General features: G+C 68.8%; 21 protein-coding genes. 14 read left to right on the forward strand and 7 right to left on the reverse strand.

Features of this window, described 5'->3' with window-relative positions; all coding sequences use genetic code 11:
* Positions 1-151: 151 nt before the first annotated feature.
* Positions 152-880, forward strand: a complete 729-nt coding sequence (locus tag D3874_RS11515; protein ID WP_119778211.1) for a class I SAM-dependent DNA methyltransferase — start codon at positions 152-154, stop codon at positions 878-880.
* A gap of 53 nt (positions 881-933) precedes the next feature.
* On the opposite strand, the gene D3874_RS11520 is transcribed toward D3874_RS11515, so the two are convergent.
* From D3874_RS11520 to D3874_RS11540, 5 genes are read right to left on the reverse strand one after another with little or no spacing between them, the layout of a single operon-like run.
* Positions 934-2,112, reverse strand: coding sequence for a VWA domain-containing protein (locus D3874_RS11520; protein ID WP_119778212.1), 1,179 nt, complete (start codon positions 2,110-2,112; stop codon positions 934-936).
* On the reverse strand, positions 2,109-4,337 hold the full coding sequence (locus D3874_RS11525; RefSeq protein ID WP_119778213.1) for a DUF5682 family protein: 2,229 nt from the start codon (positions 4,335-4,337) through the stop codon (positions 2,109-2,111). The genes D3874_RS11520 and D3874_RS11525 overlap by 4 nt, the downstream gene beginning before the upstream one ends.
* Positions 4,338-4,341: 4 nt before the next feature.
* Positions 4,342-5,421: an ATP-binding protein gene (locus D3874_RS11530; protein WP_119778214.1), complete on the reverse strand. Its 1,080-nt coding sequence runs from the start codon at positions 5,419-5,421 to the stop codon at positions 4,342-4,344.
* Positions 5,418-6,839: a DUF5691 domain-containing protein gene (locus tag D3874_RS11535; RefSeq protein WP_119778215.1), complete on the reverse strand. Its 1,422-nt coding sequence runs from the start codon at positions 6,837-6,839 to the stop codon at positions 5,418-5,420. The genes D3874_RS11530 and D3874_RS11535 overlap by 4 nt, the downstream gene beginning before the upstream one ends.
* Positions 6,832-8,217 carry an SWIM zinc finger family protein gene (locus D3874_RS11540; protein WP_119778216.1) on the reverse strand — a complete coding sequence of 462 codons (1,386 nt, stop codon included), beginning with the start codon at positions 8,215-8,217 and terminating at the stop codon, positions 6,832-6,834. The genes D3874_RS11535 and D3874_RS11540 overlap by 8 nt, the downstream gene beginning before the upstream one ends.
* A 174-nt stretch (positions 8,218-8,391) precedes the next feature.
* Here D3874_RS11540 and D3874_RS11545 point away from each other — a divergent pair, with 174 nt between their 5' ends.
* The 4 genes from D3874_RS11545 to D3874_RS11560 are packed head-to-tail and all read left to right on the forward strand — an operon-like array spanning position 8,392 to position 10,003.
* Positions 8,392-8,715, forward strand: coding sequence for an ArsR/SmtB family transcription factor (locus D3874_RS11545; protein ID WP_119778217.1), 324 nt, complete (start codon positions 8,392-8,394; stop codon positions 8,713-8,715).
* On the forward strand, positions 8,712-9,125 hold the full coding sequence (locus D3874_RS11550; protein ID WP_119778218.1) for an SRPBCC family protein: 414 nt from the start codon (positions 8,712-8,714) through the stop codon (positions 9,123-9,125). The genes D3874_RS11545 and D3874_RS11550 overlap by 4 nt, the downstream gene beginning before the upstream one ends.
* Before the next feature lie 18 nt (positions 9,126-9,143).
* On the forward strand, positions 9,144-9,566 hold the full coding sequence (locus tag D3874_RS11555; RefSeq protein WP_119778219.1) for a DUF1801 domain-containing protein: 423 nt from the start codon (positions 9,144-9,146) through the stop codon (positions 9,564-9,566).
* Between the two features lie 38 nt (positions 9,567-9,604).
* Positions 9,605-10,003, forward strand: a complete 399-nt coding sequence (locus D3874_RS11560; protein ID WP_119778220.1) for a DUF1801 domain-containing protein — start codon at positions 9,605-9,607, stop codon at positions 10,001-10,003.
* Here D3874_RS11560 and D3874_RS11565 read toward each other — a convergent pair.
* Entirely contained in the window at positions 10,000-10,893 is an 894-nt protein-coding gene (locus tag D3874_RS11565) for a LysR family transcriptional regulator (RefSeq protein ID WP_119778221.1), read from the reverse strand. The genes D3874_RS11560 and D3874_RS11565 overlap by 4 nt on opposite strands.
* 136 nt (positions 10,894-11,029) lie before the next feature.
* Here D3874_RS11565 and D3874_RS11570 point away from each other — a divergent pair, with 136 nt between their 5' ends.
* The 8 genes from D3874_RS11570 to mobA all read left to right on the forward strand — a co-directional run bounded on the left by D3874_RS11570 (position 11,030) and on the right by mobA (position 18,104).
* On the forward strand, positions 11,030-12,199 hold the full coding sequence (locus tag D3874_RS11570; RefSeq protein WP_119778222.1) for an NADH-dependent flavin oxidoreductase: 1,170 nt from the start codon (positions 11,030-11,032) through the stop codon (positions 12,197-12,199).
* A gap of 4 nt (positions 12,200-12,203) precedes the next feature.
* Positions 12,204-12,665, forward strand: a complete 462-nt coding sequence (locus tag D3874_RS11575) for a (2Fe-2S)-binding protein (RefSeq protein ID WP_119778223.1) — start codon at positions 12,204-12,206, stop codon at positions 12,663-12,665.
* A gap of 2 nt (positions 12,666-12,667) precedes the next feature.
* Positions 12,668-14,419: a xanthine dehydrogenase family protein molybdopterin-binding subunit gene (locus D3874_RS11580; protein ID WP_233559915.1), complete on the forward strand. Its 1,752-nt coding sequence runs from the start codon at positions 12,668-12,670 to the stop codon at positions 14,417-14,419.
* Entirely contained in the window at positions 14,386-14,835 is a 450-nt protein-coding gene (locus D3874_RS30225; protein WP_233559916.1) for a molybdopterin cofactor-binding domain-containing protein, read from the forward strand. Before D3874_RS11580 ends, D3874_RS30225 begins: the two co-directional genes overlap by 34 nt.
* 100 nt (positions 14,836-14,935) lie before the next feature.
* Positions 14,936-15,790 carry a formate dehydrogenase accessory sulfurtransferase FdhD gene (gene fdhD, locus D3874_RS11585; RefSeq protein WP_119778224.1) on the forward strand — a complete coding sequence of 285 codons (855 nt, stop codon included), beginning with the start codon at positions 14,936-14,938 and terminating at the stop codon, positions 15,788-15,790.
* A gap of 7 nt (positions 15,791-15,797) precedes the next feature.
* Positions 15,798-16,292 (forward strand): molybdopterin-guanine dinucleotide biosynthesis protein B, encoded by a 495-nt coding sequence (mobB, locus tag D3874_RS11590; RefSeq protein ID WP_119778225.1) that lies wholly within the window; start codon positions 15,798-15,800, stop codon positions 16,290-16,292.
* Positions 16,293-16,302: 10 nt separating this feature from the next.
* Positions 16,303-17,505, forward strand: a complete 1,203-nt coding sequence (locus D3874_RS11595; RefSeq protein ID WP_158595945.1) for a molybdopterin molybdotransferase MoeA — start codon at positions 16,303-16,305, stop codon at positions 17,503-17,505.
* Positions 17,502-18,104: a molybdenum cofactor guanylyltransferase MobA gene (gene mobA / locus D3874_RS11600; protein WP_199699024.1), complete on the forward strand. Its 603-nt coding sequence runs from the start codon at positions 17,502-17,504 to the stop codon at positions 18,102-18,104. Before D3874_RS11595 ends, mobA begins: the two co-directional genes overlap by 4 nt.
* 162 nt (positions 18,105-18,266) lie before the next feature.
* Here mobA and D3874_RS11605 read toward each other — a convergent pair whose 3' ends face one another.
* On the reverse strand, positions 18,267-18,548 hold the full coding sequence (locus D3874_RS11605; RefSeq protein WP_119778228.1) for a hypothetical protein: 282 nt from the start codon (positions 18,546-18,548) through the stop codon (positions 18,267-18,269).
* 189 nt (positions 18,549-18,737) lie between these two features.
* Here D3874_RS11605 and D3874_RS11610 point away from each other — a divergent pair, with 189 nt between their 5' ends.
* Positions 18,738-18,890 carry an entericidin A/B family lipoprotein gene (locus tag D3874_RS11610; RefSeq protein ID WP_119778229.1) on the forward strand — a complete coding sequence of 51 codons (153 nt, stop codon included), beginning with the start codon at positions 18,738-18,740 and terminating at the stop codon, positions 18,888-18,890.
* The last annotated feature ends 13 nt before the right edge of the window (positions 18,891-18,903 follow it).

Below are 18,903 nucleotides of genomic sequence, written 5' to 3' on the forward strand. Positions count from 1 at the left end.
TCCCTGTGGATCAGGCGGCGAATTCCCCCTCGCCGCCACCAGGCGCTCGACCCACCAGGCGCTCGACGCCGCAGTTGAATGTGGTCCAGCTTATACGCCCCCCGCGCTAGCGTCGAATAGGGATATCACCGCCGGTGTCAGCCATTGTCCGATGAGCGACGAGCCCTATGACCACCCTCGCCTGGTGGCACTCTATGACCGCCTGAACCCTGCCGCGGCCGATACCGATTTCTACCTGCGACTGGCGGGTGATACGCCTCGGCGTATTCTTGATCTTGGTTGCGGCACCGGACTGCTGACCATGGCGCTGGCCGCCCGCGGCCACCTGGTCAGCGGCCTGGACCCGGCGACGGCCATGCTCGAGGTTGGCCGGCGGCGTGCCGGTGGCGCCCGCGTCCGCTGGATCGCCGGCGACGCAAGAAGCACGACGCTCGACGCCCGGTTCGACCTGATCATCATGACCGGGCATGTCTTCCAGGTCTTCCTGACCGACGCCGACATCCACGCGGTTCTCGCCAACGCCCGCCGGCACTTAGGCCCAGGCGGCCGCCTCGCCTTCGACTCCCGCAACCCGCTGACCCGCCCCTGGGAACGCTGGACGCCCGAGACCTCCCGCCGCCGCCTCGCCGACGCCCGGGTCGAGCTCGAACACCATCTGCTCGCGCTGGACGGTGACCTGGTGAGTTTCGAAACCCGCTATCGCTTCGACAACGGCGCGACCCTGGCGACCACCAGCCGCCTGCGCTTCCTGCCCCAGGCGGCGATCGCGGGGCACCTGGCGGCGGCGGGGTTCGGCGCGGTGGACTGGTTCGGCGACTGGCATGGCGCGACCTGGACGGCCGGGCATGGTGAGATCATCGCGGTGGCACGGGCGGGATAGCGGCGATTGCCGGGGCCGAGGGCAGGTTTAGCCCGACTTGGTCGGCGTTCTTACTAGTTATCGGATCGGATGAGCTTGATGTCCTGTTCCGCGGCCCAGCCGGCGATGTCTCCCCGGCGCAGCGCCGTCGCCATCAGGCCCGGGAACTGATCGGGCGTGCAGGCAAACACGGGAATGCCCAGCGCTGCCACCTTCGCCGACAGGGCGGGATCATAGGCAGGGCGACCGGTGTCGGTCAGCGCCAGCAGCACGATCACGTTGACGCCGATCAGCGACAGCCGTGCCAACCGGCCGACCAGTGCCTCGGCATCGCCACCTTCGTAGAGGTCGGTGATCAGCACCAGGTGGGCCTTGCCCGGCCGTTCGATCCGATCTTCGCAATAGGCGACAGCGCGATTGATGTCGGTGCCGCCGCCAAGCTGGACGCCGAACAGGACCTCGACCGGATCGGCCAGTTCCTGGGTCAGGTCGACGATCGCGGTGTCGAAGCATACCAGCTTGGTCGCGACGACCGGCAGGGACGCCATCACCGCCGCGAAGATCGAGGCATAGACGACCGAGCTCGCCATCGATCCCGACTGGTCGACGCACAAGGTTACTTCGTCGAGATCGACGATGCGGTGCTGCTGGCGCAGGAAGCCGATCAGCCGCTCGGGCACCACGGTGCGATGCTCGGCCTGATAGTGCCGGAGATTGGCCCGGATGGTGCGTGGCCAGTCGATATCGGCGAAGCGCGGACGGCTGGTGCGGCGCGATCGGTCGAGCGCGCCGCGGATCGCGTCGGCGGTACGCCGTTCAAGCCGTTCCATCAGCGCCGCGACCACCTTGGCGATCACGATCCGCGCGGTTTCCTTCGTCTTCTCGGGCATCACGCCGCGCAGCGAAACAAGGTCGGCGATCAGATTGACGTCGGCCTCGACCGTCGCCAGGAATTCGGGCTCCAGCAGCATCTGGCGCAGGCCCTTGCGCTCGAAGGCGTCCTTCTGGATCACCTGCACCACGGGGGTGGGGAAGAATTCGCGGATATCGCCCAGCCATTTCGCGACACGCGGCGCCGATCCGCCAAGCCCGCCGCGGCCCTTCTTCGGGACATCCTCGCCATCGCCATAGAGCGCAGTCAGCGCAGCGGACATGCGCCGGTCACTGTCAGAGAGACCGCCGCCCTGCGCGTCTTCTGGCTCGACGCCGAGTGCCAGCGTCCAGCGGCGGCCGCGTTCGTCGCTCTCGTTCATCGCGGCGCTCCGGCATTCAGCAACTCGATCACCCGGGCCTGATGCCGGGGCCAGATTTCCGCCGCACCCGCGATCAGGCGGTAGCCCTTGGCGCCACCGCCGCCGCGCTCGAACAGCGCGTCCATCAGACGCCGCCGCTCGGACCGGTCGAGGCCTGAGAAGACCCGGCGAAACAGCGGCAGGCTGCTGGTGAAGGCATCCCCCTCCAGCGCCATCAGCCAGGCATCGACCGCGCCGCGCAACGGCATGTCATGGATCAGCCGCTCGCCGGAGCCCTCGAAGAAACCTTCGAAAAAGCCCGCCGCCTCGGCGACCGGCGTGCCGGGCGACAGCATCCGCGTCAACAGGTCGGCCGCTTCCCCGGCGGCGAGCAGTTCGACCTCGTAGAGCAGCCGCGCCGCCGTGCCGGCAATGAGGCGGGTCGCCTGGTCGTCCCGCAGGAGCGATTGCAGGGCGTGGTGCCAGTTCGCTGTGACCTCCGCGTCGAGCTGAGCGAGCTGGATCGCGGCATCGGCGGCAAGGATCGCGGCGCGCAGCTTGCCCGCCGCTTCGGTATCGAGATTGCGCGCGGCATAGGACAGTGCGAGCGCGGCCTGTACCACGATGCGTGGCATCAGCGTGCCCAGATGTTCGACGGTCCCGGCACGCGCCTCGCCATAGCGCAGGATGTCGGCCATGGGCGGGAGGGCAGAAAGCAGGGCCTGACAATCGCTGGTGAGGGCGGCCTTTTCTTCCAGCGCGGCGATACCGTATGCCGTGGCGCGCGGCAGGCCGGCGATCATCGCGTTGCGCACCAGCGCCGCCAAGGCGCCCAATTCGGGCTCGCCGCGCATCGCCTCCATCACCCGGCCGGCCGCCGCCTCGGCGATGGTCGAGCCATACACCAGGTTCTCGATCAGCCGCACCGCGAATTCGGGCTGCCAGCAGAGTTGCCAATTCTCCCGGAAGGTACCACGGCTGCCGCCGGCATCCGCCAGCTGGCCCCAGGGGACATCGAGCGCATTCAAGCGGTGCAGCAGGGTGGAGCGGGCAAGACCGCTTTCGCTGCGCAGGTCGAGCGTCAAGGATCGCTCCAGCGCCTCGGGCTTCAGCCGTGTCGCCTTCTGCTGGCGCTGAAGATCTTCGAGCAGCGGGGCGAGCGGCGTGGCCGCCGGGATCGACCCGACGCCCGCGCCGATCAGCAGGTCGGCCGCGACGTCATTCCAAACCGCCCGCTCGCCATGGCACAGGCAGGCGATCACCGCCTCGCGCAATTCCTCGAAGCCCGGTGCGGGACGATTGCGCAGCGCGGCCAAGGCGGAGCCCAGCCGCTGCGCCTCGATCGTCGAGGCCGTCGACACGAAATGCCCCCGGTCGCGCAGCGCGCGCGACACCTTGGTCAGCCAGACGGCGACGCGATCGGTATGGTTGCGTGTTTCCCACAGATGGGTGCACCAGCCGGGCGCCACCACGCCGGCGCCATAGCCGCTCGCCCGCGCCAGGCGGGGTGCGGTCCAGGGCGCCCAGGTGGCCTTGATCTTCGCTTTCGGGCGGCCTTTCAGCAGTTCGCGGTCGGCACTGAGGCTGCGCCGCTCGGCCAGGGCCGGCACATGCCACGCGCCGCATACCACGGCGACCGCCCCTTCGCATTCCCTGGCGGCCTTGGCGATCTCGATCCGCATATGTGCCTCGCGCGCCGCCTCGCGGGCCGAAGGTTCTCCCACCTCTGCCCGAAGCGCCGTCATCGCATCGGCGACCGCCGCGAACACCGGCCCGGACGCGGGGTTTTCCTCGATCACGTCGGACCACCAGGATTCGCCGTCGTCATAGCCGGCCGCCGTCGCCAGCGCGCCGATCGGATCGCGGCTGATCGGATTCTCGTCGGCGTGGCTCGCCGCGTCGTCCTCGATCCCGCCGCCGGCCATGCCCAGCCGGTCGGACGCCGGCAGGTCGATGAAACGCAACACGGCACCCTGCCGCACCGCCCAGCGGGCGGCTTGATATTCGGGCGAGTAGTCGGCAAAGGGATAGAAGCTGGCCCTGGCCGGGTCCTCCTCGGCATAGGTGAGCAATGCCACCGGCGTCGCCATGTCCGGATCGGCGAGCATCGGCAACAGGTCCGACGCATCCGCCGGCCCCTCGATCAGCACCGCCTGCGGGCGGAGTTGGTCAAGCGCCTCCACCAGCCGCCGGGCCGATCCCGGCCCGTGATGGCGGATGCCGAACAGGGAGACCAGGCCTGCCATCGGCTCAGATCAGGTCGGTGAGCGAGGCATAATAGCCTTCGAACCCGCGCCGCTTCTTCAGCACGGTTTCGAGGTATTCGCCCAGTACGGCGGTGTCCTGCACCGGATCCTTCACCACCGCACCGATCATGTTGGCGGCGAGTGTTTCAGGCGTCAGCCTGCCGTCGTTGAAGAAGGTGGCCTGGCTGATTCCGCCCACCATCACGGCGATTGCCTCGGCTGTCGAAAGCCCGCCCGAGGGCGACTTGAGCGCAACCTTGCCGTCCTCGGTCGCGCCTGAGCGCAGCTCGCGGAAGATGGACACCACCCGCGCCACTTCCTCGGCGACATTCTTGGGCGCCGGCAGGTCCAGACTCTGCGCCATCTCGCCCACGCGCTTGACGATGATCGCCACTTCCTCCTCGGCGCTGGAGGGCAGCGGCAGCACGACGACGTTGAAGCGGCGCTTGAGCGCCGACGACAACTCGTTCACCCCCTTGTCGCGATTGTTGGCAGTGGCAATGATGTTGAATCCGCGCCGTGCATAGACCGTGCTGTTGAGTTCCGGGATCGGCATCATCTTCTCGGAAAGCACGGTGATCAGCGTGTCCTGCACATCGCTGCCCATGCGCGTCAGCTCCTCGAAGCGGCAGAGCTGGCCGGCCTCCATCGCGCGCATCAGCGGGGTGGGGACCAAGGCCTCGCGGCGCGGCCCGTGGGCGAGCAGTTGGGCATAGTTCCAGCCGTAACGGACCTGGTTCTCGTCGGTGCCGGCGGTGCACTGGATCACCAGCGTCGAGTCGCCCGTGATAGCCGCGGCCAGATGTTCGGACACCCAGGACTTGGCAGTGCCCGGCACGCCCAGCAGCAGGAGCGCGCGATCGGTGGCGAGGGTCGCCACCGCGGTCTCGATCAACCGGCGGTCGCCGACATATTTGGGCGTGATGGTGGTGCCGTCGGCAGCCGTCCCGCCCATGAGATAGGTCACCACCACGCGCGGCGAGAGGGCCCAGCCGGGCGGGCGCTGCGTGGTATCGCCGGCGGCGAGCGCCTTGAGCTCGGCCGCATAGCTTTCCTCGGCAGGCAGGCGCAGTTTCTCGCTCATTCTTTCACCCCACTGTCGTCCAAGGCGGCGTTGAGCCGCAGCATGTCAAGGCGCGGATCGGCCCGCAGCAATCCGGCAGTGCCCAGCCGTTCCATGGCATGAATGGCGGCGGTACGCGAGGCGATCAGGCCCAGCGCCTGCAATTCGGCTGCCAGTTCGGCGGGTTTGCCACCTTCGGCTTCACCGAGCGAACCAGTCAGCGTGACGCCTGCGCGCATGTCGATCGCGCCGTCGATCCGGCCGCAGCCGCCCGCGATCCGCAGCGCGGTCTGGAAGCTCTCGCCGCCCCTCAACGCTCGATATGCGAGTTCCACGCGTCGTGCCGGATCGAGTCGCGATCGCAGCGCGAACAGCACCTGGATCTCGCGGACATCCTTGCGTTCCAGTGTGTCGAGGAGTGCCGCGATCAGCGGATCCGAGCCGGATCGCTCGACCATGGACACGAACTCGACATCCGCCAGAAGGTCCTCGCCCCAGTTCCAGATCGCGGGCAGGTCGTCGAGCGGCACCTGCAGCGCGGCAGCAAAGGCCGCGACCTCGGCATTGGCGAAGAGCACACGGCGGCGGGCGGCCTGTGCCGGGGTCTTGAGCGTCTGCGCGACCAGCACCTGCGTCCGCCGCAACAGGCCTTTGCTTTTGACCTCGAAGAACCTCGCCAATTCCGCCACGTCTTCGCCGGCTGTTGCGCCGTAGCCGAGGCGGCTGAGCAACGAAGCGGCCAGCCCCCTCACTTTGGGTGCGCGATCGGCAGCAGCGAGGGATCCCAGGAATACCGCATCGGCGTTGGACAATTTGATTGCCAGCAGTCCCAGCAACCGCAGCCGCTCCTCCGCGCCCATGTCGGCGAGCTTGGCCTCCAGCAGCACGCGAGCTGCGTCCGGATCCCGTATCCTGAGATTGGCCAGAGCCGCCTTGCGCACCGCCGGCCAGTAGTCGGCCCAATTTTCGGCACTGAGCACATCTGGCATCCGTGTTCCTGCCGCGCCGGCTGATGCCGCCATTTCCGTCCAGTCCCGCCACGGCGCGTAGACGTCGGGGGTTTCCTCGTCGCTTGCCACCGGCATCCAATCGCCCGGGTGGACCGTCCATCCGCGCGTGGTCAGGAAGCGAAGCATCTCGTTCCTGAGTCGCGCGTCCTTCATGGTCGTCAGATTGCGGCGCACGAGCGCGCGGGTGGCATCGGGAACCGTCGGCAGTGCGAGTGCTGCAATATCTGACAGTACGCGCAGATCCACCGGCGGCTCTGCCGTCACGACCACGCCCAGGAATTGGCTCGACAGCGCGAGCAGCCGCAATTCAGCTTCCGCCGGTTCGGCACCAAGTTCATCTCGCCACATAGAAGCGGCTGGTGCCGCCGCCATGCCCATGGTCCAGCGCGTCAGTACGGCGCCCAGCCCGTCGTAGATTGCCTCAGCCATCGCCGATCCGCCCCCATCGGCTCTGAGCCGCCAGGAAGGTTAGCCGGCTGCCCGACCAGATTGCCGCCGCCTGCATTAGATCCGTGCCGCGCCACAGCCCCTCGGTATCGCCGGCGACGGGCAGGATGGTCGAACCATCCGCCGACCGCCACCAGGCATGGCCCGCGCTGTCGAGCGCGATTCGCCCCGCCGGCAGCAGCAGCGGCACCTCGAGCGTCCAGGGCTCGGCGAGCAGTGGCTCGCTCAGGGCATCGGTCAATGCGTTGTCCGGGGCAGGCCATTCCGGCGCGGTCGCGGCCTCCGCCGCCGCGCGCTGGACCAGCAGCGCGCGCAATGGCCGCTGCGCCGGATAGAAGACCAGTTCGCCCTGAAACCGCTCGCCCGGCGTGAACACGGATCCGCGCCGGCCCACGCTTGCCGGGAAAAAGTCGAGCAGCATCGCGAACCGCGGCCCCGTCGCGCCGAGATTGAGCAGCCAGCTTGTCTGCGACACCAGTCCGTCGCGCCGCGTCTGCACCTGCTCGGCCAAGACCTCCCAGCGCGCGCTCACGCGCAGCGCGTCGGGATGGGCCAGGACCGTCTCGCGCGCTTCCGCCGTGGCCACCGCGCGCCGGATCTCGGCGTCGCGCGGCGTGGCACGGAAGGCACGCGCGAGCAGCACCAGCTTGCCCAGTTCGACCACCGCGGCGCGCGGCCGGTCGCCGGCCGGCAGCGCCAGCAGCCGTCCCGGCAGTTCGTCGATCCGCCCGGCCAAGGTTCCGGCCTTGCCATCGACCAGGCGCGCCGCGATCCGCCGGCAGCGGGCAGTCGCATCATCGATGAACGGGGGCAGCCCCATCCGAAGCTGGTCCCCGATCCATTGCTCGAGCGCGTCGAGCGCATCGAGGATCGTGCGCTCGGTATCCTCGGCGCGCTTGGCCGACGCTGCTTCGCGCCGGGCTGCCGCCTTGGGATCCTCGGCATCGTCCGGCAGGGCGACCTGCGCCGCATGCACGTCCTTGGCGGCGACCGGCACGTCGTCTGCTGGTTTCGGCTTGCCGCCGCCGGGGCGTCGCCGCCCCAGCCAGTCGCTCACCCAGTCAGGCGTATCGGCGGGGACGAAGGGCACAATCTCTTCGGCATTGAGCCACAGCAGGCCCAGCACATGCTTGCAGGGAAATTTGCGCGACGGGCAGGTGCACTTGTTGCCCAGGTCGCGCAGATCGGCCATCACCCGGTAAGGATTTGCGCCGGAGCCCGAACACTCGCCCCAGACAAGCGCCCCATCCCGGCTCGTGCCGACACCGGACCATTTGGCGGGCTTGGCCAGACCGGCCGCCGCCTTGAGCGAGGATTGATCGGTTGCGAGTTGCTCGACCGCCTTCAGATCAATCGACACACCGTCACCCTGCCCCGATTCAACTGTCAGTATATGCCGCAAAAATTAAACCTCAATGTCGCTGCGAGACAGCCGATCTGACGCTGCGCCCAAGCTCTCCCCAACTTCCCGGTTGACTCACGCATAACTCGCTGGTTATTGATTTAACCAATAGCTGGCGAGTTATGGATTCCGATGCCCCTGCGTCACGCCCTGCTGTTTCGAACGCTCGCGGATCCGACCCGGCGTGCCCTCTTCGAGCGGCTGTGCCGTGACGGGGAGCAGACGGTGGGGGCCCTGACGGCGCGGGCCGGGGTTTCGCAACCGGCCGTCTCGAAGCACCTGGGCGTCCTCAAGCAGGCGGGGCTGGTGTTCGACCGCCATGAAGGCCGCCAGACCCACTACCGCGCGATGCCCGGCGCCCTGGCCCCGCTGATCGACTGGACAAGCCAGATGGCCGGCTTCTGGGAAAGCCGCTTCGACGATCTCGAAAACCTGCTGAAAAGGATGGACCAATGACCGATACCGCGGCCGAAACGCTCTGCGTCGTTGTCGAACGGGAGGTCGCCTTCCCGGCGGAGAAGATCTGGCGCGCGCTCACACAGCCGCACCTGATCGAGGAATGGCTGATGAAGAACGACTTCAAGCCGGTCGTGGACCACCGTTTCAATCTTCAGGCAGACTGGGGCAGCGTCGGCTGCCAGGTCCTGGCGGTCGAGCCGAACAGGACGCTGTCCTACACCTGGGGCGCCCTTGGCCTCGAGAGCGTGGTGACCTGGACTCTCACGCCGACGAGCACGGGGACCCGCCTGCGCATGGAACAGTCGGGCTTCCGGCCGGACCAGCGGCAGGCCTACCAGGGCGCCAGGTTCGGCTGGCCGAAGTTCTTTGCCGGCCTGGAGCAGGTCCTGGCGGGGATGGCAGACTGAAATGTGTGGGTGAACGCGATGGCAAAGACCACATCCAAGACGCCGGCCCTCCTCTCTGGCGGCAACCCTCAGATCGCGAAGGCCGACGGCGATGCCCCCGTGCAGGCCTATATCGCGGCCATGCCGGGCTGGAAAAGCGATGCCGGGCGCCGCCTCGACGCGCTCATCGTGCGCACCGTCCCCGGCGTGCGCAAGGCGGTCAAATGGAACTCGCCGCTGTACGGCATCGAGGGCCAGGGCTGGTTCCTCGGCATCCATTGCTTCACGAAGTATATCAAGGTGGCGTTCTTCCGCGGCGCGGCGCTGCGTCCCGTTCCCCCGGTCTCATCCAAGGACAAGGACACGCGCTACTTCCACATCCACGAGGGCGACGAACTCGACGAGGCACTGGTGGCGCGTTGGATCGGCCAGGCATCGGCCCTGCCCGGCTGGGTCCCGTAGCGCGGCCGAGAATCTTCAAACGGAAAGAGGGAAACATCGTGAGCAAGAGCGCACCTCGACAAGAAGCCGACCCCGCCCGGCTGATCGACGAGCGGATCAGGGAGTTGGGCGACTGGCGGGGCGAGATGCTCGCCCGGCTGCGCGCCCTGATCCGGCAGGCCGACCCCGAGGTGATCGAGGAGTGGAAGTGGCGCGGCGTGCCCGTGTGGTATCACGACGGCATGATCTGCACCGGCGAGACCTACAAGAGTGTCGTCAAGATGACCTTTGCCAAAGGGGCCGCCCTCGACGACCCGTCGGGCCTGTTCAATTCCAGCCTCGACGGCAACACCCGGCGTGCCATCGACTTCCACGAAGGCGAGAAGATAAACGAGGCGGCCTTGAAGGCGCTTATCCGCGCGGCCGTAACGCTGAACGCCGCATCGTCCCGGCGCTAGGCTCGGTAGCGAAGGGCCGCGATGAACGCCGCCAGGGCGGGCGGCGACTGCCGCCGGCTGGGGTGATAGAGGTAATAGCCGGGAAATGTCGGGCACCACGCCTCCAGGGTCCGCATCAGGCGGCCGGCTTCGATATCAGCCACCACCTCATCCTCGTAGACATAGGCAAGCCCCTGCCCGACCAGGACGGCCTCGCGGATCAGGTCGGCGTTGTTGAAGATGAGGGGACCGTCGACCCGAACCTGGAACGGCCGCCCCTTCTCCTCGAAATCCCAGGCGTAGAGCCCACCGGACCTGATGTGCCGGTAGTTGATGCAGCGGTGGCCCGAAAGCTCGCGGGGGGTCGAGGGTGCCGGATGCGCGGCGAAATAGGCCGGCGCGCCGACGACGGCCATCTTGATGTCCGGCCCGATGCGGACCGCGATCATGTCCTTCTCGACGATGTCGCCGAAGCGGATGCCGGCATCGATGCGTTCCGCGACGATGTCGGTCAGGTTGTCGTCGATGATCATGTCGACCCGGATATCGGGATGGGCCGCGAGGAAACCCGGCAGGACCGGCATGACGACGGACGACACCGCATGCTTGGTCGCGGTGATGCGGATGGTGCCGGCGGGCTTCCCGCGCAGGGCGCCGACGGCGTCGACGCCTGAAGAAATCTCGTCCAGGGCGGGGCGCAGCGAGCGCAGCAGCGTCTCGCCCGCCTGCGTCGTCGAAACCGAGCGTGTGGTCCGCGCCAGGAGGCGCACGCCGAGCCGCTCCTCCAGGGCCTTCATGGCGTGGCTCAAGGCCGACTGGGACATGCCGAGTTCAGCCGCCGCCCGGGTGAAACTGCCCTGCTCGGCGACAACGGCGAAGGCGGCGAGGTCGTAAAGGTCGTCCCGCTTCATTCATGCACCACATACATAGACCCAAGTGCATTATAGCGGCTAATCGAATTGAGCCACCAGGACTATCTGATTGTCAGCGATCCCGGACGGCCGCCGAAGGTCAGGCCGGATCAACCACAGGCAGACAGGTACCCCAGTGAACCAGGCACGCCACAAACTGTTCGAACCCTTCGCCTTTGCCGAGGGAATCACCTTACGCAACCGCGTCGTGATGGCGCCCATGACCACCTGGGCCGGCAACGCGAACGGGACCGTTTCCGACGCGGAGCTTGACTACTATCGCCGCCGGGTGGGCGGCGTCGGCCTCGTGATCACCGGATGCACCCACGTCCTGGCGAACGGCATCGGCTTTACCAACGAATTCGCCGCCTGGGACGACAGCTTCGTGCCCAGCCTGCGGCGGCTGGCGGCGGCTGCAAAGAGCGGCGGGGCACCCGCCGTGCTCCAGATCTTCCACGCCGGCAACAAGGCCATTCCGGCCCTGGTGCCGGGCGGCGAGGTCGTCAGCGCGAGCGCCGTCGCCACCGAGGCAGGCCCCTTCAGCCCCGCGCTCACGCCGCGGGCGCTGACCCATGACGAAATCCTCGACGTCATTGATGCGTTCGGCGCGGCGACGCGGCGCGCCATCGAGGCGGGCTTCGACGGCGTCGAACTGCACGGCGCCCACGGCTTCCTGATCCAGAATTTCTTCTCGCCCAAGTTCAACCAGCGGGCGGACGACTGGGGCGGCTCGCTCGAAAACCGCCTGCGCTTCCCGCTGGCGGTGGTGGAGGCGGTCAAGCGGGTGATCGAGGCTCATGCCACCCGGCCCTTCCTGCTTGGCTACCGCCTCTCGCCGGACGAGCCGGACGCAGGCGGGCTGCGCATCGACGATACTTTTGTGCTGATCGACAGGCTGGTCGACAGCGGCATCGACTATCTCCACGCCTCGCTGGCGAACCTGCTCGAGGCCAGGCCGGTTGGCGACCATGGCGCGGCGACGACCGCCAGGCTGATCCTCGACCATGTTGCCGGGCGCCTGCCCGTCATCGCCGCCGGCCAGATCAGGACGCCCGACCAAGCCGCAAAGGCCATGGAACTGGGGCTGTCGCTCGTCGCCATCGGTCAGGGCCTGGTGATGAATCCGGGCTGGGTCGAACTGGCGAAGATCGATCTCGACGAGCGGATCGACACCGCACTGAACCCGTCGAAAGTCCCCTATATCGCCATCCCGGACAAGCTGTGGACGGTGATCGAGGCGACCACGGGCTGGTTCGAGCTTCAGGCGGAACCGCAGCACACCGAGGCCCAGGCAGCGCAAGGATGAGTTCATGGCCTATGATCTGACCATCAACGGTGAGCGCCGAAGCGTCGACGCCGATGGCGATACGCCGCTGCTCTGGGCCCTTCGCGACATCCTGGGCATGACCGGCACCAAGTACGGCTGCGGCATTGCGCAATGCGGCGCCTGCACCGTCCATATCGACGGCCTGCCGGCACGATCGTGCCAGACGCCGATCGACAGTGTCGGAACCTCGGCGATCACGACGATCGAGGCGATCCACACGACCCCCAGCGGCCTGAAGATTCAGCAGGCCTGGCAGGATCTCGACGTGGTGCAGTGCGGCTACTGCCAGTCCGGACAGATCATGTCCGCGGCGGCGCTGCTGGTCGAGAAGCCCGACCCGACGGATGCCGACATCGACGAAGCCATGTCGGGCAACATCTGTCGTTGCGGCACCTATGTCCGCATTCGTGAAGCGATCAAATACGCCGCGAAACAGGGAGGCTGACCATGGCCATGAAGGATTTGGGCGAAGTTACGCCCCGGCTGTCGAGGCGTTCCTTCCTGCGCGCCGCCGCCGGGGGCGGCCTGCTGATTGCGGTCAATGCGCCGATGTTCCGCGCCGATCGCGCGGCTGCCGCGGAAACGCAGGCAAACTTCGCGCCGGGCGCCTTCATCAGGATCGACACGGTCGGCCGTGTAACCGCGATCATGCCGCAGGTCGAAATCGGGCAAGGCGTCTATACCTCGCTGCCCATGCTGATCGCGGAAGAGCTGGAAGTCGACCCCGGCCAGATCCTGGTGGAACACGCGCCGCCGGACGACAAGCTCTACGCCAACCCCAGGCTGGGCTTCCAGGCGACCGGCGGCTCCACCTCCATGGCCGCGTTCTACGAGCCGTTCCGCCAGGCCGGCGCCACGGCGCGCACCATGCTGGTCGCGGCGGCCGCGGCAACCTGGGGCGTTGACGCATCGAGCTGCCGGGCCGAAAACGGCGCCGTGATCCATGACGGCAGCAGCCGGCGCCTCGCCTATGGCGACCTGGCGGCCAGGGCGGCCGCGCTGCCCGTGCCCGAGAAGGTCGCGCTGAAGGATCCCAAGGACTTCAGGATCATCGGCAGATCGCTCAAGCGGCGCGATTCCGTCGACAAGACGACCGGCCGGGCCCAGTACAGCATCGATTTTCTAGCGCCCGGCATGAAGATCGCGGTGGCCCAGGCCTCGCCCATCATCGGCGGCAGGCTGGCCGGCATGGACGAGGCGGCGGCCCTAGCCGTCGCCGGCGTCGCCAAGGTGGTTCGTGTCGATGAGACCGTGGCGGTCATCGCCGACCACACGGGGGCCGCCAGGAAGGGGCTTGCGGCGCTGAACCCGCAATGGACAGGCGGCGCGTCAACCTATTCGACGGCCGATCTGGTGGGCGATCTCGACAAGGCGATTGCCGGCGGTGCGGTGGTCGCGAGCAACCAAGGCGATGTCAAGAACGCCCTGTCCGCGGCGGCAAAGACCCTGGAAGCCCGATACGAGGCGCCGCTGCTCGCCCATGGCACCATGGAGCCGATGACCTGCGCCGTGCAGATCACGGCCGGTGGCTGCGACGTCTGGGTGGGCACGCAAGTGATCGCCCGGGTCCAGGCGGCAGTTGCCGAGGCCATTGGTCTTCCGGCCGACAAGGTGCGCGTGCACAACTTCCTGATGGGCGGCGCCTTCGGTCGCCGGCTGGAGACGGACTACGCCGTGCAGGCAGCCAGGATCGCCAGGCAGGCCGGCGTACCCGTCAAGGTCATGTGGACGCGCGAGGAGGACTTCCAGCACGACGCCTTTCGTCCGCACTACGTCGACTGGCTCTCGGCCGGACTCGATGCCAATGGCATGCCCACGGCCTTCTCGCACCGCGTCGCCGCTTCCAGCGTGATGGCCCGCTGGACACCGGCCTGGTTCGTCAATGGGCTCGACCCCGATGCGGTCGACGGCGCCGCCGGGCCTTACAAATTCCCCAACCAGCTCATCGAATACAGCCGCGCGGAACCCCCGGCGGGATTGATGACCGGGTGGTGGCGCGGTGTCGGCGTTACCCACAATGCCTTCGTGGTCGAAAGCTTCGTCGATGAGATGGCCGAGGCGGCTGGCAAGGACCCTGTGGCGTTCCGCCGGCGCCTGCTGGCGGAATCGCCCGGGCGATGGCCGTCCTCGACCTTGCGGCCGAGAAGGCCGGCTGGGGCACGCCGATGCCTGCCGGACAGGCGCGCGGCGTCTCGCTGATCCTGCTCTTTGGCACCTACACGGCGCAGGTGGCCGAAATCTCGGTCGACGCCCGGGGCGAGGTTCGGCTCGACCGTGTCGTCTGCGCGGTCGATTGCGGGCGGGTCGTCAATCCCGACGGTGCCAAGGCGCAGATCGAGGGCGGCATCATCTTTGGCGCCAGCGCGGCGCTCTACAATGCGGTCGACATCGAGCAGGGGCAGATCGTGCAGACCAACTTCGACACCTACCGGGTCATGCGGATCGACGAGGCGCCCACGATCGAGGTCTATTTTGTCGACAGCGATCAGCCGCCCACCGGCACTGGCGAGCCCGGCACGGCGGCGATCGCCGGGGCCATCGCCAACGCCGTCTCCGCGGCGACCGGCAAGCGGTTGCGCAAGCTACCCGTCGATCGGCGTGCGATCGACGGGTGAGGAGATCAACACTGCCCCGGGCCCCCGCGGGCGGGGGTCCTTGACCGCGCGGGCCGCTGGGCTATTGATGGTCGCGACGAAGACCAGCCCAGGAGGCGAGATGACGGGGACGGCCCCTGCGGACGATCCGGCGCTGGACGACGAGCCGGCCGGCAGCCGCTTTGCGCCCCTGGTCGATGTCGCCTGCGTGCGGCGCGACGGCGACGGCGCCCGGCCCGGCCACGACATCCTGGCCGACGAGGTGCCGGTCGCCCTGGTCTTCAACGGCATTTCCCATGCCGTGATGATGGCCACACCCCAGGACCTGGAAGACTTCGCCCTGGGCTTCAGCCTGACCGAGCGGATCATCGAGCGGCCGGGCGACCTGCGCGACTGCCGGCGCACGGACTTCGACAAGGGCATCGAACTGGCCCTGACAATTCCGGCGCGGCGCTTCGCCCTGCTGAAGGAGCGGCGGCGCAGCCTGGTGGGGCGCACCGGCTGCGGCCTGTGCGGGGTCGAGAGCCTGGACGAGGCGGTGCGCCCGGCGGCGGCCCTGCCCGACGGGCCGGCGATCGCGGCGGCGGTGGTTGCCCGCGCCCTGGCCGCCATGGCCCCGCGCCAGGTGCTGAACCAGGATTCCCACGCCGTCCACGCCGCCGCCTGGGCCGGACTGGACGGGGAGATCGCGCTGATCCGCGAGGATGTCGGCCGCCACAACGCGGTCGACAAGCTGATCGGCGCCCTGGCCCGGGCGGGCAGCGACCCCGCCGCCGGCTTCCTGGTGGCGACCAGCCGCTGCTCCTACGAAATCGTCCAGAAGGCGGCCAGTGCCGGCATCCGCGTCATTGCGGCGGTCTCGGCCCCCACGGCCTATGCCGTGCGCCTGGCCGACGGCGCCAACATGACCCTGATCGCCTTTGCCCGCGGGGCCCGGCACAGTCTCTACAGCCACCCCGAGCGTATCACCGGATGACCGTCCCATGCGCCTGATCGGCTTTGCCGGGTGGAGCGGCAGCGGCAAGACCACCCTGGTCACCCAGGTCATCCCCGCCCTGATCGCCCGCGGCCGCACGGTTTCGACCATCAAGCACGCGCACCACGATTTCGACGTCGATCAGCCCGGCAAGGACAGCTACGAGCATCGCGCCGCCGGTGCCGCCGAGGTGCTGGTGGCCTCGAGCCGGCGCTTCGCCCTGATGCACGAGTATCGCGGCGAAGCCGAGCTGGACCTGCACAGCCTGCTGGCCCGGCTGGCCCCGGTCGACGTGGTGATCGTCGAGGGCTTCAAGCGCGACGCCTTCCCCAAGCTCGAGGTGCACCGTCCCGAGGTGGGCAAGCCCCTGCTCCAGCCCGACGACCGCCATATCGTGGCGGTGGCGAGCCCCAAGCCCCTGCCCGGCCTGACCGTGCCCTGGCTGCCGCTCGACGACCTCGATGCCATCGTCGGCTTTCTCATCGCCAACGACCTGGCCTGAGGGGCGGGCCATGCTGCTGCGCCTCGACCAAGCCCTGGCCCTGATCGACCAGACCTTCGCCCCCGTCGCCGCCACCCGCCGCGTGGCCCTGCACGAGGCGGCGGGTGCCATCCTGGCCGAGGCGGTCGCCGCGCTGGCGCCCCTGCCGCTGGCCGACAATGCGGCGGTCGACGGCTATGCCCTGCGTGCGGCCGACAGCGCCGCCGGGCCGGCCGGGTTCGCGGTCATCGGCCGGGCGGCGGCGGGCCGTCCCTTTGCCGGCACGCTCGGCCCGGGCGAGGCGGTGCGCATCTTCACCGGCGCCGTGGTGCCCGCGGGCGCCGACACGGTGGTGATGCAGGAGGTGGCGGTCACGCTCGAGGCGGGACGCGTTACCCTGCCCGCGGCCCTGCGCCCGGGGGCCAATATCCGCCGGCAGGGCGAGACCCTGGCGCCGGGCGCTGCCGTGCTCGCCCCCGGGGCTGTGCTCACCCCGCTTCGCCTGGGGCTGCTGGCGGATCTGGGCCATGCCGAGGTTGCGGTTCGCCTGCCCCTGCGGGTCGCCCTGCTGTCGAGCGGAGACGAGTTGGTCGCCGTGGGCACGAAGCCCCAGGCCCACCAGGTGATCGACAGCAACCGGCCCATGCTGCGCGCCCTGCTGGCGCAGGCGGGCTGCATCGTCAACGAATACCCGATCCAGCCCGACGACCGCGCCACCATCGCCGCCACCCTGGGCACGGCGGCCCGGGCCCACGACCTGATCGTCACCACGGCGGGGATGTCGGTCGGCGGGGAAGACCATGTCCGCGCCATCCTGGAAGCGCAGGGCCGGGTGATCTTTCAGCGCCTGGCCCTGCGCCCCGGCCGGCCGGTCGGCCTGGGGCTGCTGGGCGGCGCGCCGGTGCTGGGCCTGCCCGGCAATCCCGGGGCGGCGGCGGTTGCCTTCCTGCTGATCGGCCGTCCCCTGCTGCGGCGCCTGGGCGGGGCGATGCCGGCCTCGCTGCCGCGGGTGACCCTGGCGGCGGGTTTCACCTGGGCCAAGCCGGCGGGCGACCGGGTCTACCTGCCCGGCAGGGTGACGGGGGGCACGGTCCGGCGCCTGGCCCACAACGCCGCCAGCAACCTGGTCTGGGCGGCGGAGGCCGACGGCCTCATCGACCTGCCCGAGGCGGCGCAGGCCATCGAACCGGGCACGCCGGTCGCCTTCATCCCCTTCGCCGGGGCCTGGCCGTGACCGCGCCCTGCGGCGTCATCCTGGCCGGCGGCCAGGCACGGCGCCTGGGCGGCGGCGACAAGGGCCTGCTGGCCTTGGGCGGGCGGCCGATCCTGGGCCACATGATCGAGCGGCTGGCCCCGCAATGCGCCCGCCTGGCCTTGAATGCCAACGGCGATCCTGCCCGCTTCGCCAGCTTCGCTCTGCCGGTCCTGGCCGACCCCCTGCCCGGCCAGCCCGGCCCGCTGGCCGGCGTGCTGGCGGGCCTGGACTGGGCCAGCCGCTTTGCCGATTGCCGCTGGCTGCTCTCGGTCCCCGGCGACCAGCCCTTCGTGCCCCGGGACCTGGCCGCGCGGCTCAGCACCGCCGCCGTGGACATGCCCCTCGTCTGCGCCGCCTCGGGCGGGCAGACTCACTGGCTGACCGCCCTGTGGTCGATAACCCTGCGCGAACCCCTGCGCCGCGCCCTGGTCGAGGAAGGCCTGGCCAAGGTGGAGCATTTCGCCACCCGCGCGGGCTTCGCCACCGTCGACTACGCCACCGCCCCCGTCGACCCGTTCTTCAACATCAACGACCCCGGCGACCTGCGCCGGGCCGAAGACCTGATCCATCGCCAATAACCGGTGGGAGTCGCATCCTGCGTCCTTCGAGACGCCACCTTTGGTGGCTCCTCAGGATGAGGCAAGTCTTTATGCCACAAAGATTTTCCTCATCCTGAGGAGGCCCGCAGGGCCGTCTCGAAGGACGCACGCCGCCGCCGCCACGCTCCGCACCATGACAGGTTACACCACCAGCCGCACCAGCAGTGCCAGGAAGGGCACCAGGGTGAGGATCAGCGCCAGGGTGATCAGGTTGCCGCCCAGCACCAGGATCAGGGCCGGCACCAGGAAGATGATCGTGAGGATGATCAGGATCACGCCATAGGCCTGGGCCAGGCCCCGGCCGGCCAGATCGCTCTTGGTCGTAAAGAAGCTGCGGATGACCAGGACCACGCCCAGGATCTGGATGACCGCCAGGCCCAGGGTCACCAGCCGCAGTACCGTCCAGTCTTGAAGCATGTCCATGGGCACCCCATATAACTTCAGCCCCGCCGCGATCAGCCGGCGCCAGGATAATCGAAATCCCGCGAAATTTTGCCCGGCATGGCGCCTCCTGCCAGCCGGCATTGGCCTTGGCACAGCTTCGGCATCGCCGCCGAGGCAACACGCCCGGTCGTCTCACCGCGTCAGACACCCGAAACAAGGATCATCCCCATGCGCAAGAACCTCTCCATCACCCTGGCCCTGCTCGCCCTGCTGGGCGGTGCTGCCGTGCTGGGCGCCTGCAACACCATCGCCGGTGCCGGCCAGGACGTCTCAGCCACCGGCGATGCGGTGACCCGCACGGCCAAGCAGACCACGCCATAATCGGCCGAGCGTC

Source organism: Oleomonas cavernae, assembly GCF_003590945.1.
Taxonomy (GTDB): Bacteria; Pseudomonadota; Alphaproteobacteria; order Zavarziniales; family Zavarziniaceae; genus Zavarzinia; species Zavarzinia cavernae.

Bases quoted from the DNA above. Each gene is read 5' to 3' on its own strand.
- D3874_RS11515 (WP_119778211.1), top strand. From the start codon at position 152: ATGAGCGACGAGCCCTATGACCACCCTCGCCTGGTGGCACTCTATGAC.
- D3874_RS11520 (WP_119778212.1), bottom strand. From the start codon at position 2,112: ATGAACGAGAGCGACGAACGCGGCCGCCGCTGGACGCTGGCACTCGGC.
- D3874_RS11525 (WP_119778213.1), bottom strand. From the start codon at position 4,337: ATGGCAGGCCTGGTCTCCCTGTTCGGCATCCGCCATCACGGGCCGGGA.
- D3874_RS11530 (WP_119778214.1), bottom strand. From the start codon at position 5,421: ATGAGCGAGAAACTGCGCCTGCCTGCCGAGGAAAGCTATGCGGCCGAG.
- D3874_RS11535 (WP_119778215.1), bottom strand. From the start codon at position 6,839: ATGGCTGAGGCAATCTACGACGGGCTGGGCGCCGTACTGACGCGCTGG.
- D3874_RS11545 (WP_119778217.1), top strand. From the start codon at position 8,392: ATGCCCCTGCGTCACGCCCTGCTGTTTCGAACGCTCGCGGATCCGACC.
- D3874_RS11550 (WP_119778218.1), top strand. From the start codon at position 8,712: ATGACCGATACCGCGGCCGAAACGCTCTGCGTCGTTGTCGAACGGGAG.
- D3874_RS11555 (WP_119778219.1), top strand. From the start codon at position 9,144: ATGGCAAAGACCACATCCAAGACGCCGGCCCTCCTCTCTGGCGGCAAC.
- D3874_RS11565 (WP_119778221.1), bottom strand. From the start codon at position 10,893: ATGAAGCGGGACGACCTTTACGACCTCGCCGCCTTCGCCGTTGTCGCC.
- D3874_RS11575 (WP_119778223.1), top strand. From the start codon at position 12,204: ATGGCCTATGATCTGACCATCAACGGTGAGCGCCGAAGCGTCGACGCC.
- D3874_RS11580 (WP_233559915.1), top strand. From the start codon at position 12,668: ATGGCCATGAAGGATTTGGGCGAAGTTACGCCCCGGCTGTCGAGGCGT.
- D3874_RS30225 (WP_233559916.1), top strand. From the start codon at position 14,386: ATGCCTGCCGGACAGGCGCGCGGCGTCTCGCTGATCCTGCTCTTTGGC.
- fdhD (WP_119778224.1), top strand. From the start codon at position 14,936: ATGACGGGGACGGCCCCTGCGGACGATCCGGCGCTGGACGACGAGCCG.
- mobB (WP_119778225.1), top strand. From the start codon at position 15,798: ATGCGCCTGATCGGCTTTGCCGGGTGGAGCGGCAGCGGCAAGACCACC.
- D3874_RS11595 (WP_158595945.1), top strand. From the start codon at position 16,303: ATGCTGCTGCGCCTCGACCAAGCCCTGGCCCTGATCGACCAGACCTTC.
- D3874_RS11605 (WP_119778228.1), bottom strand. From the start codon at position 18,548: ATGGACATGCTTCAAGACTGGACGGTACTGCGGCTGGTGACCCTGGGC.
- D3874_RS11610 (WP_119778229.1), top strand. From the start codon at position 18,738: ATGCGCAAGAACCTCTCCATCACCCTGGCCCTGCTCGCCCTGCTGGGC.